Raw genomic sequence first — 16,824 nt, 5'->3', positions numbered from 1 at the left:
TTCTCCCCATGGACCAATCAGTCCCTATAGCTCTCCTGGGCGGCCTGCCGAATCTGGTCGATGGCCTTGGCCGGGTCATCTGCACCATATACGGCTGAACCCGCCACGAGGACATCGGCTCCCGCCTCTGCCACGATTGGTGCCGTAGCGGGGCTCACTCCGCCATCCACCTGGATGCGGGTATCCAGACCCCGTGCGGTTATCTGGTCACGGAGACGACGGGTCTTGGCCATCTGATTGTCCAGGAACTTTTGCCCGCCAAAGCCCGGCTCTACGGTCATGACCAGAATCATGTCAAACTCGTCGAGAATGTCGAAAATCGGCTCAACCGGTTCGGCAGGACGCACGGCCAGGCAGGCCTTGACCCCCATGTCGTGCAATTGGCGTGCCAGCCGGACAGGAGCATGAACAGCCCCGGTATGGAAAGTGACGGATGCAACGCCCAGCTTGGCGAATTCCGGAGCCCAGCGGTCGGGATCCTCGATCATCAGATGCACATCCACCGGAAGATCCGTCACCTGGCAGATGCGTTCCACCACGGGCTCACCAAGCGTCAGGTTGGGAACAAAGTGGTGGTCCATCACGTCGACATGGACCATATCGGCGTTGGCAATGGCCCTGAGGTCCCTCTCCAGGTTGGCGAAATCGGCGGACAGGATGCTAGGTGCTATCTGAATGCTCATGAAGATTATTCTAGGGTGTACGACAGACCTGTGGAACTAATTCATGTCCCTGTTGTCCGCATCCTTGGCCTTGGTTCCGTCACCCTTGTCCCGTCTTCCCTCGGCCTGGGCCTCCTGACGTTCCTCCAACTCGGTGATGGTTCGCAGTTTTTCAGATAGCAGAGGGGTCGGCTTGCCTGTGCGAGCAATAGTCACAAGAGCGATACCCGCCAGGATGAAGACCACCACGGAAACCCAGACATTGACTCTCACACCGAGGAACTCGTGCGCGAAGTCGATACGAAGTGACTCGATCCAGGTGCGGCCCAATGTGTACCACATCACATAGAGGGCAAACAGGGAACCGGCCTTGAGTACCTTCACCGCCTTGTGTCCCACCCATACCAAGAGGGCGGCACCGATCAGATTCCAAATCATCTCATACAGGAACGTCGGATGGAACAGGGTGCCGACAGGACAGGTGGCCCCGTCATAGCACTGTTCACTGCTGCCGATGGCGGAACCTGCAGCATCGATCTTCAGACCCCAAGGAAGGGTGGTCGGAGCACCGTACAGCTCCTGGTTGAACCAATTGCCCAACCGCCCGATGGCCTGGGCAACCAGGAGTGCGGGGGCCACACTATCCGCCAGGAGGGCGGTCGGATAGTTCTTGTGACGGCACCAGGCCCATGCCGCCAAGGCCCCAAGGAGCACGGCCCCCCAGATGCCCAGGCCGCCCTGCCAGATTCGTAGGATATTTGCCGGGTTGCCATTGGCCCCGAAGTACCGCTCGGGCGTGGTGACAACGTGGTAGAGCCGTGCGCCGATAATGCCGGCGGGAACCGCGCAGATGGCGATGTCCAGAATCTGATCGGACCGGCCGCCCTCCTTTTTCCAGCGGCGGGCCGTGATCCAGGCGGCCACAATGATGGCCAGGAGCATGGTCAATGCGTAGAACCGTATTGTGACCGGGCCCAGTTGAATGCTGGATACCCCTGGCGATGGAATATAGGCAAGCGTCATAAGGCCCACAGTTTAGACCCTGGGCTTTACAGCCCGCTCACTTCTTGGACTGGGAAATTCCCCAATGCAGATCGGAGCAGGTCGAAGCCAGGGCATCCAGTGCCTGCCTGCGGTCCCTGCGTGGTCTGCCCTGGTCATCCAGGAAGCAGTGCACAAGAGCCGACCCGACTATGACCCCGTCCGAATAGGTACCGACCTGGGAGGCCTGCCGAACGGTCGAAACGCCTATGCCCACGCATACGTACGGAGCTCCGGCCTGCCTGACCCTTGCCACCAGTGCCTCTGCCGACTCGGACACGCTTGCTCTTTCCCCGGTCACTCCCATCCGAGAGGTTGCGTAGACAAATCCTCTGGCTGCACGGGCCGTGAGCTGCAGACGCTCATCAGTCGAATCCGGCGAGACAAGATAGATTCGGTCAAGGCCATACCGGTCAGACTGTTCTATCCACTCCCCCGATTCGTCGACAATCAAATCAGGAGTGACCAGTCCAGCCCCACCGGCCTCAGCCATGTGCTGGGCAAATGTTGCCACACCGTGGTGCATGATCAGGTTCCAGTAGCTCATGACCAGGGCCTTTGCCCCGGCCTCCTGGACCTGCTGTACCGCCTCGAAGACACCCTCAACCTTGACCCCATTGTCGATGGCGCACTTGCTGGCAGCCTGAATCACCGGGCCATCCATGACAGGATCGCTGTAGGGCAGTCCAATCTCAACGATATCGACCCCGTTTTGGACCATGACCCGCATGGCCTCCAAGGATGTGGGCACGTCGGGGAATCCGTACGGGAAGTAGCCGATGAAGGCAGGCCTGCCCTCCTGACGGAGGGTCTCCAGGGTGGTCGCCACCGGACTGATCGCACGGCTGAAACCCCTGGGCTGGGCGGGTGATTCCTGCTTTGACTGGTTGACCATCATCGGGCCTCCTCATCCACTCGACCGTTCTGGTCATGTCCGCCATCGGATTCCGGGGTTCCGGCCTCGTCCTCGGCCAGATAGCCGAACCACCTACCCGCGGTGTCCATATCCTTATCGCCCCTGCCGGAGATGTTGATCAGGATCACGGGATCCTTGACTCCCTTTGAAAGGAGATCCGCTGCGGCTTTGCTGGCACCAGCCAGGGCATGCGAGGACTCCAGAGCCGGGATTATACCTTCGGTCCGGCAGAGTTCCCTGAAGGCCTGCATGGCTTCCTGGTCGGTCGCATAGTCGTACTTGACCCGGCCGATGTCGCGCAACCAGGCATGTTCCGGTCCGACCGAGGCGTAATCCAGACCTGCTGAAATCGAGTAGGTGTCCACGGTCTGGCCCTGTTCGTCCTCCAGGAGGTAGGACTTCGCCCCCTGAAAGACACCGACCTGACCTGTTCCAGGCGTCAGGCGGATGGCGTGCTTGCCGCTCTTGGGTCCGTTTCCACCGGCCTCGTAGGCATAGAGAGAGACCCGGGAATCATCCAGGAAGGTGTTCATGATGCCGATGGCGTTGGAGCCTCCACCAACGCAGGCCACCACTCCGTCAGGGTGGTCGATGCCGTAAGCAGAGAGCTGTCCGGACGCCTCTTCACCGATGATCTTCTGGAAATCCCTGACAATGGTCGGGAAGGGGTGGGGACCTGCAACCGTACCCAGGAGGTAGTGCGTTGTCTCCACATTGGTCACCCAGTCGCGCAGGGCCTCGTTGATGGCATCCTTGAGTATCTTGGTCCCCGTGGTCACCTCTACGACCTCGGCGCCCAGCATCCGCATCCTGGCCACGTTCAGAGCCTGCCTTTGGGCATCTATCTGCCCCATGTATATCCGGCACTCCAAGCCGAGGAGGGCGCAGACGGTGGCCGTGGCCACTCCATGCTGACCGGCACCGGTCTCGGCAATGACACGTTTCTTCCCCATACGCTTGACCAGCAGACCCTGACCCAGGGCGTTGTTGATCTTGTGGGCTCCGGTATGGTTCAGGTCCTCCCTCTTCAGGAAGACCCTGACCTGACCGCCGACGCGATCACTGATCAGCTTGGCGAACCGGGGGGCAGGGGTCAGAGCGGAGGGCCTGCCGACGTAAACCTGGTTGAGCCTGCTCAGCTCCGCCTGGAAGGCCGAATCAGCCTTGGCGTCCTTGTAGACCCTTTCCAATTCGTCCAGTGCACCTACCAGAGCCTCGGGGATGTACCGTCCGCCGTAGGGGCCGAAGTACGGACCGTCATGAGTCGAGAAGGGCAAGGCCTCAGCGGCCTTGAACTTGTGACCGGCCTGGACCAGCACCCTGACCGCCCCCTCCTGGTCCTGGGCGGTGACCAGACCCTCGCCGATCAGGACCGCATCGGCCCCGGCCCTGGCATACTGCTCAAGTTCAACCGTTCCGAAAACCCCGGATTCCGCCACCTTGACGACATCAGCAGGCAGGTTGGCGGCCAAGCGTGCATACTGGTCCACATCGACGCTCAGGTCCTTCAGGTTCCTGGCATTAATACCGATTACCTTGGCACCAGCCGCAATCGCCCGCTCGATCTCCTCACGATCATGGGTCTCGACCAGAGCGGTCAATCCCAGGCTCTCGGCCAGGGCAAGCAGGTGCTTGAGCCTGGTGTCGTCCAGGGCGGCCACAATCAGGAGGATCATGTCGGCCCCGTTGGCCCTGGACTCCCAGACCTGATAGTCGGAGACGATGAAGTTCTTGTTGAGGACGGGGATGCCCACGGCTTCCCTGACCTTGCGAAGGTCCTCCAAGGACCCCAGGAATCGCCTGCCCTCGGTCAGGACCGATATGGCCGCGGCCCCGCCGTTGGCATACTGACGGGCAAGGGCGGCGGGATCCTTGATATCGGCAAGATACCCCTTGGAGGGTGAAGCACGCTTGATTTCCGCAATGACCGGAATGCCGGCGCTCTCCTTGAGGAGGCGGGCGACATCCAGCGGCCTACGCTTCATCCCCCCGACCTGCTCCTTGAGCTTCTCCAGGGGAATCTCCCGTACCCGGGCCCTGGCATCCTCCACGGCACCGGCCACCAGTTCGTCCAAGACAGTCATAGAGCCCTTCCCTCCAACTTCCTCTGTTTCACCTGCACAACCTTAGCGTCTTTCTGCACGCGACTCCCCCTCCACGCCAGGAATATCCGCCTGACCAAGGCCACCTTGGACAGCCGGCAGGGGTCCTCCCGCTTCGAAGCATGACCTCGTCCCTGTATGGCAGGCCGCACCTACCTGGTCGACCTCGACAAGAAGGGCGTCACCGTCACAGTCCAGGCTGACCCCCTTTACGTACTGGACGTGTCCGGAGGTATCCCCTTTACGCCAGTACTCCTGTCGGGAGCGGGACCAGAAGGTGACCCTCCCTGTGCTCAGGGTTCGTCTGAGGGCCTCTTCATTCATATATCCCACCATGAGCACCTGACGACTGTCATACTGCTGGATGACTGCGGTCACCAGGCCCATGGAGTCTTTCTTGAGCCGGGCCGCTATGGCCGGGTCCAACTGCTGTCCCCTATCGTCCGAAGACTGTGACATCGGTCCCCAACCTCCTTGGTTCAAGTGATTTGCCCGACCAATCCCGGGCCACCCATCTTCCATGGTTCGGTTTTTGCGCTCGGACTGGATAATCCTCGTTGCGCCAGAATCCCAACAGATCCGGTCAGGCCTGCCATCGAACCGGGTATCCGGCCGCATGCAGCGCTTGTTTGACATCCTCAATGGAAACCTGCCCGAAATGGAAGACGGAAGCCGCCAGAACCGCGTCGGCCCCTGCCTTGATGGCAGGAGGGAAATCGGCTGCACGACCGGCACCGCCACTGGCGATGAGAGGAAGGGTGACGGCCTTGCGCACATCGGAGATCATCTCAAGATCGAACCCTTGACGGGTACCATCCGCATCCATGGAATTGAGCAGAATCTCGCCTGCTCCCAGCTCCTGGGCCCGCTTAACCCAATCAATGGCGTCGATGCCCGTGGACCGATGCCCTCCCATGGTGGTCACTTCGTATCCTGAAGTGATTCCTTCCGCATCCGAACGGCGGGCATCCACTGAAAGCACAAGAACCTGGCGCCCAAAGCGCCTGGCTATATCACCAATGACCTGAGGGTTTGCAATGGCTGCCGTGTTGATACCGACCTTGTCGGCGCCTGATCGCAGCAAGGTGTCGACATCCTCGGGGGTACGCACCCCTCCGCCGACCGTCAGTGGGATGAAAATCTGGTCGGCGGTGCGCCTGACCAGGTCCACCATGGTGGCCCGACCATTCCCCGACGCAGTAACATCCAAAAAGGTCAGTTCGTCGGCACCCTGCTTGTAGTAAGCGGATGCCAACTCGACAGGGTCCCCTGCGTCTCGCAGATTTTTGAAATGGACACCCTTGACCACACGGCCCTGATCGACATCCAGACAGGGAATGACACGAACCGCTACCGTCATGCCATCCACCTTCCTCCCCGAATCAAGCGCCTGAATGGCATTCTATCGCCCCTACCCATCAGCCTTCAAAGCACGTCCACATTGCAGACCGGGAACATCCGGAGTGCGAACCCGCCATATCAGGCCTGAAGCTTGATGGACTTGGCGGCGAGCTGCCCACAGGCACCATCAATATCCGAGCCACGCGTATCCCTCATGGTTGCAGCAATACCGGCCTTGTGGAGGATGTCCAGGAAGCGTTTCTCGTCTTCCGGCTTGGATGCCGTCCAGCGCGATCCTTCAATTGGGTTCAACGGTATGGGGTTGACATGTGCCCAGTCGTCCCCGTAGTGGTTAAGCCGCTTGGCCAGAAGCTGGGCATGTTCGGCCTGGTCGTTGATGCCTCGCATCAGGGCGTACTCGATGCTCACACGTCTGCCGCTCGCCAGATAGTAATCGTGCGCCGCGTCCAGGACCTGGGCGGTGTTGAAGCGTCGGTTCATGGGAACCAGCTCATCACGAAGCTTGTCGCTGGGAGCATGGAGGGAGACAGCCAGGCGGACCGGAATCCCCTCGTTGATCAGCTTGCGGATACCAGGGACCACACCGACCGTCGAGACGGTGATATTCCTGGCCGAGATGCCGAATCCCTTGGGTGGAAGAGCGCTGATTTGCCTTACTGCAGAAAGGACGGCCTTGTAGTTCCCCATGGGCTCCCCCATCCCCATGAAGACGATGTTGCTCAGACGACCCGGACCACCGGCGACCTGGCCTGACTGCATCATCCGGGAGGCTGCCCTGACCTGCTCGAGGATTTCGCCTGTCGACATGTTCCTGGTCAGTCCCAACTGGCCGGTTGCACAGAAGGGGCAACCCATGCCGCAACCAACCTGGCTGGAGATACACAGGGTGGCCCTGGAGGGATAGCGCATCAGTACCGACTCGATCCGCGAGCCGTCGAAGAGCTCCCAAAGGGTCTTGATGGTCGTTCCCCGATCAGCTTCCTGTACAGTGACCGGGGTAATCAACTCCGGGAAGAAGCGCTGCGCGGCCTCTGCACGGCTTGCGGCCGGGAAATCAGTGAAATCAGCCGGGTCCGTGGAGAGATGATTGAAGTAATGGTTGGCAAGCTGTGAAACGCGGAATTTCGGCAGTCCCATTCCGGTACATACTTCCTGCCGCTCCTGCTCATCCATGTCCGTGAAGTGGCGCGGCGGTTTGCCCCTTCGGGCATGGTCCGCCGCCAGGACGTCTCTGAAGGCACCGTCCCTGCCTCCCGGGGTAATGCCGGTCTCAGGTTCGGTACCGGTCACCTCAAGGTCTGTCATACCTCTACCTCATCAAGTATCTGCTATTTACAAGGGTTGGTGCCGCTCACCCGAAGACACCAGGAGATGCACATGTGAATCGGACCATCTTTCCCGGTCACAGGCCGGTGACCAAAAGGACAAGGGTGATGAAGGGCGCAGACATAAGGATGGAATCCACCCTGTCCAAAACCCCGCCGTGCCCCTTGAGCAGATGGCCCATATCCTTGATGCCGAGGTCACGCTTGATCAGTGATGCACTCAGGTCGCCGACGGTGCCTGTCACTCCCACCATGACACCCATGACCAGAGCCACCCACCATATCCGGCCCCACTGCGCCGAGGGGTAGGTTGACGCAAAGATGACCAAGGCTCCTATCAGACAGCAGAGCATGGAACCGACCAACCCCTCCAAGGACTTGCTCGGTGAGATGCGGGGCGAAATTTTGTGCTTGCCGAAGAGGGATCCAAAGAGGAGACCACCGATGTCGCTCAGAGCCGGCAGGAAAATCACCATGAAGGCGTGCGCGGCAGGGTGCTCTCCTAAGGAGATCGGCAGGGTGATCAAACAGGCCAGAAGGGTGACGTAGACGACGGTCAGGATGGTGACACCCACGTTTGCGACTGTATTTGAGCTCGATGAGACCGTATCGTCATCATATGAGGCATCGGCCATCGTATCGGCATTCTTCCCCGACAACTTGGCATCCACGGCCTTGACCAGACGACCTCCAAGATGATGTTCGCGGGTGGCCGCGAGAGCCCCGACCAGGGCCGTGGTCAGGACACCAGCGGTCATGACTGCGACGTGATCCGATGCGTAGAAAGAGGCCAGCATGGTGGCAGCCGAGCAGACCCACAGCTCAACCACCGGTATGTGTAAGCCGACGGTGGCGAAGTCCACCCTGAGCTCCCACAGACCCAGGGTCATGAAGACGACGATCAGGTAGATGAACGCGTCTATACGAATCAGGATGCAGGCCAGGATGAGAATAACCAGAAGCGCACCCGTGGCCACCGCCTGCGGCATGTTGCGCCCGGTCCGCTTGTTCAGGGATGCGACGGCATCCTGCCCTGCCTTCTCGGCGGAACTTTCCTTAGTGCTCATGAACAGTGGATTCTCCCGAGTGGTTCAGACCTCGAGAATCTCCTTCTCCTTGGCTTCCAGCAGCTGGTCAATCGTGTCGCTTTTCTGCTTGGTGACGGTCTCTAGCTCCTTCTGGAGCCGGTTGCCCTCATCCTCGCCAAGATCCCCATCCTTGACCTTGGCTTCAAGATCCTCCTTGACCTTACGGCGGATATTGCGGACGGCGACCTTGCCTTCCTCCGCCTTGGTCTTGGCGATCTTGACATAGTCGCGGCGACGATCCTCGGTCAGCTCGGGCATGGTCACCCGGATTACGTTTCCGTCACGGTTCGGATTGACGCCCAAATCGGAATCCCTGATGGCCTTCTCCACCGCACCGGCCTGAGAAGCATCAAAGGGGGTCACAGCCAGGGTTCGGGGTTCAGGTACACCGATGGAGGCCAGAGCCTTGATCGGGGTGGGAGCACCGTAATAGTCCACCATGATGTCATTGAGGAAGGAGGGATTGGCCCTTCCGGTCCGTATACCCGCGAAGTTCTCCTTCGTGGCCTCGATGGTCTTGTCCATCTGGTCCTTGGCCTGATCCACCACTGTGGTCATGATCTGCTCCTTGCTGCTGGGTGCATTCCTGCTTATTGCAGGTTCTGCCTATCAACTACTGTAAGGCCTGTGGCCCTGCTGGGCCAAGGCGGCGGCCTGCCGTCAGAGGGCGACGTCCTCCCCGTTCATGACCAACGTGCCAAGCTCCTTACCCTGGAGGGCGCCCGTAACGTTGCCTTCCCCTTCCAGGCCGAAAACACGAATCGGCATAGAGTTGTCCCTGGCCATGGACAGGGCCGAGGCATCCATCACCGCCAGGTTGTCGACCAGGGCGCGCTGGTAGCTCAGGCGTGTGAACATGCTGGCCGAAGAGTCCTTACGGGGGTCGGAGGTGTAGACACCGTCAACGCCGTTCTTGCCCATGAGAACCTCGGAACAGTGAATCTCCAGGGCACGTTGGATGGAGACCGTATCGGTCGAGAAGTATGGAAGTCCGGCACCGGCACCAAAAATCACAACACGGCCCTTTTCCAAGTGCCTGATGGCCTTCAGGGGAATGTAGGGTTCAGCGACCTGGCCCATGGTGATTGCGGTCTGAACACGCGTGGCCTGCCCCTCCTGCTCAAGGAAGTCCTGAAGGGCAAGACAGTTCATGACCGTTCCCAGCATACCCATGTAGTCGCCTCGTGAACGCTCTATGCCTGCCTGGCTGAGTTCTGCACCACGGAAGAAGTTGCCTCCGCCGACCACAATCGCCACCTGGACACCGGTTCTGACGGCCTCAACAATCTCTTTGGCCACACGCTGAACGACTTCGACGTCGATGCCGACCTGTCCGCCGCCAAAGGCCTCACCCGACAGCTTGAGAAGGACCCTCCTGGGGGTTGTATGACCACCACTTTCAACATTGTCTACGATGCACCGCAAAGAACGTCCTCCGAACGATTCGCCTTCAAGTCTGCCAGATCGGGTCATGCAAGAACCATCCTTAATGCTGATATACCAGGCCTATGAACCGTCACTCAGGCTACCTTCAAAGACCGACAACACTGGGACGGACAGGGTTCTGAAGAGGCGGGCCGTAGAACACGGTCAGTAAAGGTCTACAAAACGAGCCCCGCCGGAATACAACAAGGGAGGCGACCACACGGGCCGCCTCCCTTGAGCGGAACATCCTATCGGGCCGAAGAGGCACCGGTCACGACTTACTCCTCGTCGTCACCCGTGCCGACCTCGATGCGGGCAAAGGACAGAGCCTTGCCGCCCGTTTCCTTGAAGAGGTCGCCGACAGTCTTGGAAGAGTCCTTCACATACTGCTGCTCAAGCAGAACACTCTCCTTGAAGAAGGCGTTCAGGCGCCCTTCGACAATCTTGGGGATGATCTGCTCGGGCTTGCCTTCAGCCTGTGACTTCTCAGTGGCCACACGACGCTCGGACTCCACCACATCAGCAGGGACGTCCTCACGGGAGAGCCACCTGGGGCTCATGGCCGAAATCTGCAGGGCAACCTCATGAGCTACCGAGGCGCCGGCCTCATCAGTGGCAATCATGGCCACGATGGACGGGGGCATCTCAGCCGACTTCCGGTGGGCGTAGATCTCGACGTGCGGACCCTCGACCCTGGCGACCTGACCGATCTTCACATGCTCATGGAAGAGGGCACCCGCCTCCTCAACGGTATCGTTGACGGTACCGGCCTTGGAGGGAGCCTTGGAGACCTGGTCGGCATCAGAGGCGTCGGCCTTGGCCACATCCTCGATGATTTCCTTGCCGAAGTCCACGAACTGGGGGGTCTTGGCCACAAAATCGGTCTCGGAATTGAGCTCGACTGCATAGCCGATCTGTCCCTGCCCACCATCAGTGATGGTGGAGGCGATCAGACCCTCCTGGGCCTTGCGACCCTCGCGTGCTCCTGCCGCCTGGATACCGGTGGCGCGGATGATCTCCTTGGCGCGGGCGATGTCACCATCGGCCTCGGTCAGGGCCTTCTTGACGTCCATCATTCCGGCGCCGGTCTGGTCACGCAGCTCCTTGATCAGTGCAGCGGTGATCTTTGCCATAACAACTCCTCACTAAACCGCCCCGACACCCGGTCGGGACGGAAAGAAACAATATGGTGGTTCAGGAAGCCCGTATCACTCGGCTTCGGCGGCAGGAGCAGCCGGGGTCTCCTCGGCAGGCTTATCCTCGCCTTCCTTGTTCTCGAGCAGGTTCTTCTCCCACTCGGCCATGGGCTGATCACCCGTCTCTTCGGCCTTGGCGGCCTTCCCGGAACGCTCCAGAAGACCATCGGCCACGGCATCCGCCATGAGGCTGGTCAGGAGCTCCACGCCGCGGATTGCATCATCGTTGGCGGGAATCGGGTAGTCGACCAGTTCGGGATCCGTGTTGGTGTCGACCAGGGCCACAACCGGAATACCCAGCTTCTTCGCCTCCGCGACCGCCAGGGCCTCCTTGTTGATGTCGACCACAAAGAGCACGGAGGGGGTACGGTTCATGTTGCGGATACCGCCCAGCTGGCGCTCCAGCTTGTCCTTCTCACGACGGAGCAGGAGCAGTTCCTTCTTGGTCAGACCGGAGCCACGGACGTCGTCGAAGTCCATCTCCTCAAGTTCCTTCAAGCGACCGACCCTCTTGGTGACGGTCTGGAAGTTGGTCAGCATGCCGCCCAGCCAACGCTCGGAGACGTAGGGCATGTTCACCCTGGTGGCCTGGGTCTTGATGGCTTCCTGGGCCTGCTTCTTGGTGCCGACGAAGAGGACGGTGCCGTTGTGGGCCACGGTCTCCTTGATGAAGTCGTAAGCCTTGTCGATCATGTCGAGCGACTTGAAGAGGTTGATGATGTGGATTCCGTTACGCTCCACCAGGATGTACTGCTTCATCTTGGGGTTCCAGCGACGGGTCTGATGCCCGAAGTGAACGCCGGCCTTCAACATCTCGCTCATGGTGATCTGTGCCATGTCATTGCCTTTCATTGTCGGTTATTGCCTGGTCATGCGCGCCTGCGTGCAGCTCTTGACAGGGCCGACCGACACAGGGCGTCGCGGACATGACGCGATTTATGCGTGCCTGGGTTGGGTACAGGATTGCGGAAGACCACCCGTGACAGCGACTTCCACCATATGGCACACTCTTTCCAGTGTACCACCCCAGGGCGATTTCAAATCAGGTAACCGACTAGCCGTTCAGACCGTCATCGACCTGAACGAAGTTCGCGCATGGCCTTCCGCCTGGCTTCCTTCTCAAGACGATCGATGTACACGTGCCCATCCAGGTGGTCGCACTCATGCTGAATCATCCTGCCCATGATTCCGCGACCCTCCAGGGTGACGGTCTGCCCATCCAGGTTGATTCCGTGCGCCTTGGCATATTCGGCCCTTCGGGTCGGATACCAGAGATTCGGAAGGGAGAGGCAACCTTCCTCACCGTACTGCTCCCCCTGGGTCTCATCGATGACGGGATTGATGATATACCCCACCTTGCCGCCGATGTTGTAGGAGAAGACTCGCAGACCGACCCCGATCTGGTTGGCCGACAGACCAGCCCTGCCTGGATCATCAACGGTGTCGACCAGGTCCTGCACCAGACTCCTCACGGCCGGTGTAATGGTCTTGACCGGATCGCAGGGGGTGCGCAACACCGGGTCGGGAACCACTCTGATCGTACGAATCGCCACTACTCTTACTCCTTGCTTGTATTCTCGTCCTGATTGTCGGAATCGGTCCTGGTCTCTACGCGGGCTGTGGTCTCACGGAATTTACCCGATACGCTGGCCAGTGAGTCGCTTACGGTTGTCTTCGCCTTGGTCACCAGGGGGTTGGCAGTCGGGGCCTTGCCTGTGCTCCTGGGGGCGTAAAGGACCTTGTCGATCACGTCGGCATACTGCCGAAGGACCTCTGGTCGAACGACTTTCATGCTCGGCGTCAGGGTCTTATCCTCTTCGCTGAAGTCCTTATCGAGGATGACGAACTTCCTGACCGATTCGGCACGGGAGACATCACTGTTGGCCTGGTCCACGTACTGCTGGATGAAGGCTCGGATGGCGTCGTTGCGGCTGGCCTCCTCCATGGTCATGTCGGCATCCAACCCCTGTGATGTCAGCCAGGATTTGAGCATCCCCTCGTCCAGGGTCAACAGGGCACCGATGAAGGGCCTTCCATCGCCGACGACCACAGCCTGTGAGACGATCGGGCAGGTGCAGATGGCATCCTCCATGGGGGCCGGACTCACGTTCTTACCACCTGCAGTGATGATGACATCCTTCTTGCGGCCGGTGATGTAGACGAAGCCCTGGTCGTCTATCTGGGCCAGGTCACCGGTGTGGAGCCAACCGTCCTTGTCCAGAACCGTCTTATTCAGCTCGGGGTTCTTGTAGTACCCCGAAAAGACGCTGGGGCCCTTGACCATGAGTTCGTCATCATCGCTCAACCTGGCCGTGATTCCCGAGCCGGGCCGACCGACCGAACCCACCTTGTTGGCATCCTCGAAATTGACGATGCAGGGGGCTGCCGTTTCGGTCATCCCATATCCCTGAATGAAGGTGATGCCATCGATTCCGTTGAAGAAGTGGGCCAGGTCGGCGTTCATGGGTGCGCCACCGCAGGCCAGGAAGCTTAGGTTGGAACCAAGGGCGGAGTTGATTGTGCTGCCTACCGTCTTGCTATAGAAAGCATGGGCCAGACGGGTGAGCGGCGAATGTCCGCGTCCCTCCTGTTCGTCCTTGGACCACTTGGTGAAATGTTCGGCGGCCTTGGCGAATACCTTGCCGGCCAGTCCGGTGCCGGCCTTCTGCGAGGCGGCGTTGTAGACCTTCTCGAAGACCCTGGGGACGCCCAGAAGGTAGGTGGGACGGAAGGTGCGCAAATCGCTCAGGAGGTGCTTTGATCCGGAGACGTATCCGACCACACCCTGGGCGCCGATGGCGACATATTGAATGTAGCGGGCGAAGCAATGGGCCAGGGGCAGGAAGAGCATCAGGCGGGACGGGGCCGCCAGCATATGGTAAAGCACGTCCCAACCGACGAAGACGATATGCATGAAGTTGCGATTGGTGAGCATGGCCCCCTTGGGCTCACCTGTGGATCCCGATGTATAGACGATGGTGGCCAGGTCGTCGGTCTTGATCTGGGCGATGGCCTGGTCGAGCTGCTCATCCGAGATGGACTGCCCGAAGTCGCTGACCGCGTTCAGGCCGCCCGCCTGGAAGTTGAAGACATACTTGAGCTTGGGTGATGAACCTCTGACCTGTTCCAGTATCTGGGAATGGTCGGAATCGCCCGCGAAGGCCAGGACGCAGTCCACATCCTGAACAATCTTCTGGGCCTGACGGGCTGAATCGGTCTCATAGATGGGAACCGAGACGGCTCCGATGGCGGCGCAGGCAAAGTCGGTCACCCCCCAGTCATAACTGGTCGGGGCGTAGATCACCACGGTGCTTCCCTTGGTTACCCCCAGGGCCAGCATTCCCTTGGCCACGGCGCGGACCCGCTCCGACATCTGCCCTGCTTTGACGTCATGCCAGTTCCTGGTCAGCGGGTCTTGCCACTGGGCTATCAACTCCTCCGGATCCCTGGCCGTACGATTGGCCAGAAGGGAGTAGATGGTGTCTTTGTCGGTCGTGGGATGTTGGATTTCGACCGTATATTCGCGCAACATAGGAACCATCATATGGCGGATACCTGCCAAGATGCTTCATTATCCCAAATCGAGTTCCGTACAGACCCACCGGGAGCCGAGCAATCTCACGACTTCAGTGGCAAGAATCGGCGATTCTCCTACCAAGAAGCCCAAGGTGACGCTGTACTCCCTGGGTGAAGAGCGGTAAATCTCCACAGTCCTGGGAACAAGCGGCAGATGTATCTCGGCTCCTTTGGCACCCACCTCGGCAACGCCCAATTTGGTGGCCCCCAGCAACCCAGCGAAGACACGCAAGCGTTTCCGACAGCCGTATGAGCAGATATGTTCCAAAGGGGCGAGAGGCAGCCGACCACGCAGGAATTCGAATGACCGCATGACCAGGGAACAGAGATTGGACACGAAGGTCTCCATGGTCCGACCTTCGGTGGCTTCTTCGGCACCGAAGTGATTGACGGTTCTGACATTGACGGGAATCTTCGACTCCCCTATCAGAATCGTCTCTTCATAACCACTTAACCTTTGCGGGGGCGTCCCCCACTTGCCCCTGTCGGCTGGTGTTTGGTTTTGCTTGTCTTCCCACACGGGAACAAGATCTATGGCGTTCGGATTTGTATTGAGCATAATAATCATGCGCTTGAGGCGCGGTCCTCCCCCGAGGAACAACTTCGCGGCATGGCCGCCCGGAGGATTCCGGATCGGTCGACAACACGAAACCAACGCTATGAAGGGGAAGAGGAAAAGTGAAGTGTGTGTCAGGTCACATTTACGGGCTTCCGAACAGAAACCTGCACATACCATCGGCGACAACCACGGCGCCAATGAAGTAACCCGTCATGGAAAACCGGCCGGAGCGCGCAAGCCCGGCCGGTTGATATCTGCAATCAGAAACGAATCAGACCTGCAGTCCTGCCGCCACAGCGACCTTGCAGCGCTGGAAGCTCTTCACGTCCACATACCCGGTCGAGGCCATGGCACGACGAAGGGCACCGATCATGTTGAGGCTCCCGTCCGTCCTACTGCTCGGGCCGAAGAGGATGTCATGCAGACTACCAACCCGGTCGACCCGTACACGACGGCCTCTGGGCAGGTCTGGATGGTGCGCCTCGGCACCCCAGTGCATCCCCCGGCCCGGAGCATCCGTCGACTTTGCGAGAGGGGTACCCAGCATGACCGCGTCCGCCCCCATGGCCAATGCCTTGATGAAGGATCCGGATGTACCGGTCTCACCGTCGGCAATGACCTGAACATACCTGCCGCCGGACTCATCCATGTAGTCCCTGCGTGCCTCGGCCACGTTGGCGATGGCCGTTGCCATGGGTGCCTGAATGCCGACGGTGGCACTGTCGGTGGACGAGGCGCCCCCACCGAACCCCACCAGGACGCCTGCTGCACCGGTACGCATCAGATGAAGGGCGGCCTGGTAGGTGGCTGCTCCGCCCACAATGACCGGGACGTCAAGGTCATAGATGAACTGCTTCAGATTGAGGGGCTCATGATTGCTTGACACGTGTTCCGCCGAAACGGCCGTGCCGCGAATCACGAAGAGGTCCACGCCGGCTTCCACCACCGTCGAGTAGAACTCCTGGGTCCGCTGGGGTGACAAGGCACCCGCCACGGTAACCCCGGCTTCCCGAATCTCGTGCAGGCGCCGAGTGATCAGCTCGGGCTTGATGGGTTCCCGGTAGACACTCTGCATGACCTTGGTGGCTTGGTCGGGATCGGCTCCGGCGATGCGCTCGAACTGCGGCCTGGGATCTTCGTATCTTGTCCAGAGACCTTCCAGATCCAGAACACCCAATCCTCCCAACTTGCCGAGCTCAATGGCAGTTTCGGGACTGGTGACCGAATCCATGGGGGCCGCGACAAGGGGGATATCGAATTCGTAGGCATCCACCTGCCAGGACGTGGATACGTCCTGCGGATCGCGGGTCCTCCTCGAAGGGAGGATGGATACGTCGTCGAGGGTATAGGCCACCGTGGCCTTCTTGCCGAGACCGATTTCAATTTCCTGTGTCATAGCCACCAAGGGTAATGCCCCTCTATGACCCCGAAGGCACCACTGTGGTCCTTCCCGACTCTTGCTACGGGCAGATTACGCCACTGTGACCGCGGGAAACAATCGTGGTCTAGATATGACAGGTAATGAGGCGCGTGTCGCGTACCCCGATCGGGTTGACGCCTCGGTTGCTCTGC

General features: G+C 59.9%; 16 protein-coding genes. All 16 read right to left on the bottom strand.

Annotation, left to right across the window (positions count from 1 at the left end):
* Positions 1-17: 17 nt before the first annotated feature.
* A complete protein-coding gene (gene rpe, locus bcor_RS03050) occupies positions 18-683 on the bottom strand; it encodes a ribulose-phosphate 3-epimerase (protein ID WP_033490006.1) in 666 nt (221 codons plus the stop codon).
* Between the two features lie 36 nt (positions 684-719).
* On the bottom strand, positions 720-1,685 hold the full coding sequence (gene lgt, locus bcor_RS03045) for a prolipoprotein diacylglyceryl transferase (protein WP_051875635.1): 966 nt from the start codon (positions 1,683-1,685) through the stop codon (positions 720-722).
* Positions 1,686-1,722: 37 nt separating this feature from the next.
* Positions 1,723-2,598, bottom strand: coding sequence for a tryptophan synthase subunit alpha (trpA, locus tag bcor_RS03040; protein ID WP_033497368.1), 876 nt, complete (start codon positions 2,596-2,598; stop codon positions 1,723-1,725).
* The gene (gene trpB, locus bcor_RS03035) at positions 2,598-4,703 is read right to left on the bottom strand and encodes a tryptophan synthase subunit beta (protein WP_033497084.1); all 2,106 of its coding nucleotides are present in this window, start codon (positions 4,701-4,703) and stop codon (positions 2,598-2,600) included. Before trpB ends, trpA begins: the two co-directional genes overlap by 1 nt.
* A 42-nt stretch (positions 4,704-4,745) precedes the next feature.
* Complete coding sequence (gene hisI, locus bcor_RS03030) at positions 4,746-5,180, bottom strand: phosphoribosyl-AMP cyclohydrolase (RefSeq protein ID WP_033497087.1); 435 nt, start codon at positions 5,178-5,180, stop codon at positions 4,746-4,748.
* Between the two features lie 124 nt (positions 5,181-5,304).
* Positions 5,305-6,081, bottom strand: a complete 777-nt coding sequence (hisF, locus tag bcor_RS03025; RefSeq protein WP_033497089.1) for an imidazole glycerol phosphate synthase subunit HisF — start codon at positions 6,079-6,081, stop codon at positions 5,305-5,307.
* A 119-nt stretch (positions 6,082-6,200) separates the two neighbouring features.
* Positions 6,201-7,388 carry a dual-specificity RNA methyltransferase RlmN gene (gene rlmN / locus bcor_RS03020; protein WP_033490000.1) on the bottom strand — a complete coding sequence of 396 codons (1,188 nt, stop codon included), beginning with the start codon at positions 7,386-7,388 and terminating at the stop codon, positions 6,201-6,203.
* A 97-nt stretch (positions 7,389-7,485) separates the two neighbouring features.
* Entirely contained in the window at positions 7,486-8,475 is a 990-nt protein-coding gene (locus tag bcor_RS03015) for a phosphatidate cytidylyltransferase (RefSeq protein ID WP_033497090.1), read from the bottom strand.
* 24 nt (positions 8,476-8,499) lie between these two features.
* Complete coding sequence (gene frr / locus bcor_RS03010) at positions 8,500-9,054, bottom strand: ribosome recycling factor (RefSeq protein WP_033489998.1); 555 nt, start codon at positions 9,052-9,054, stop codon at positions 8,500-8,502.
* A gap of 102 nt (positions 9,055-9,156) precedes the next feature.
* A complete protein-coding gene (gene pyrH, locus bcor_RS03005) occupies positions 9,157-9,969 on the bottom strand; it encodes a UMP kinase (protein WP_081830771.1) in 813 nt (270 codons plus the stop codon).
* A 230-nt stretch (positions 9,970-10,199) separates the two neighbouring features.
* On the bottom strand, positions 10,200-11,054 hold the full coding sequence (tsf, locus tag bcor_RS03000; RefSeq protein ID WP_033489997.1) for a translation elongation factor Ts: 855 nt from the start codon (positions 11,052-11,054) through the stop codon (positions 10,200-10,202).
* 75 nt (positions 11,055-11,129) lie between these two features.
* A complete protein-coding gene (rpsB, locus tag bcor_RS02995; RefSeq protein WP_033489996.1) occupies positions 11,130-11,954 on the bottom strand; it encodes a 30S ribosomal protein S2 in 825 nt (274 codons plus the stop codon).
* 233 nt (positions 11,955-12,187) lie between these two features.
* Positions 12,188-12,670, bottom strand: coding sequence for a peptide deformylase (locus bcor_RS02990; protein ID WP_033489995.1), 483 nt, complete (start codon positions 12,668-12,670; stop codon positions 12,188-12,190).
* A gap of 5 nt (positions 12,671-12,675) precedes the next feature.
* On the bottom strand, positions 12,676-14,649 hold the full coding sequence (locus bcor_RS02985; RefSeq protein WP_033497370.1) for an AMP-dependent synthetase/ligase: 1,974 nt from the start codon (positions 14,647-14,649) through the stop codon (positions 12,676-12,678).
* A gap of 39 nt (positions 14,650-14,688) precedes the next feature.
* Positions 14,689-15,252, bottom strand: coding sequence for a hypothetical protein (locus tag bcor_RS02980; protein ID WP_148303946.1), 564 nt, complete (start codon positions 15,250-15,252; stop codon positions 14,689-14,691).
* Between the two features lie 271 nt (positions 15,253-15,523).
* Entirely contained in the window at positions 15,524-16,648 is a 1,125-nt protein-coding gene (locus bcor_RS02975) for a GuaB3 family IMP dehydrogenase-related protein (RefSeq protein WP_033497092.1), read from the bottom strand.
* Positions 16,649-16,824: the final 176 nt, after the last annotated feature.

The organism is Bifidobacterium coryneforme (genome assembly GCF_000737865.1).
Taxonomy (GTDB): domain Bacteria; phylum Actinomycetota; class Actinomycetes; order Actinomycetales; family Bifidobacteriaceae; genus Bombiscardovia; species Bombiscardovia coryneformis.
The sequence above is the reverse complement of the archived record's forward strand: the minus strand, read 5'-3'. Positions and strand labels throughout refer to the sequence as shown.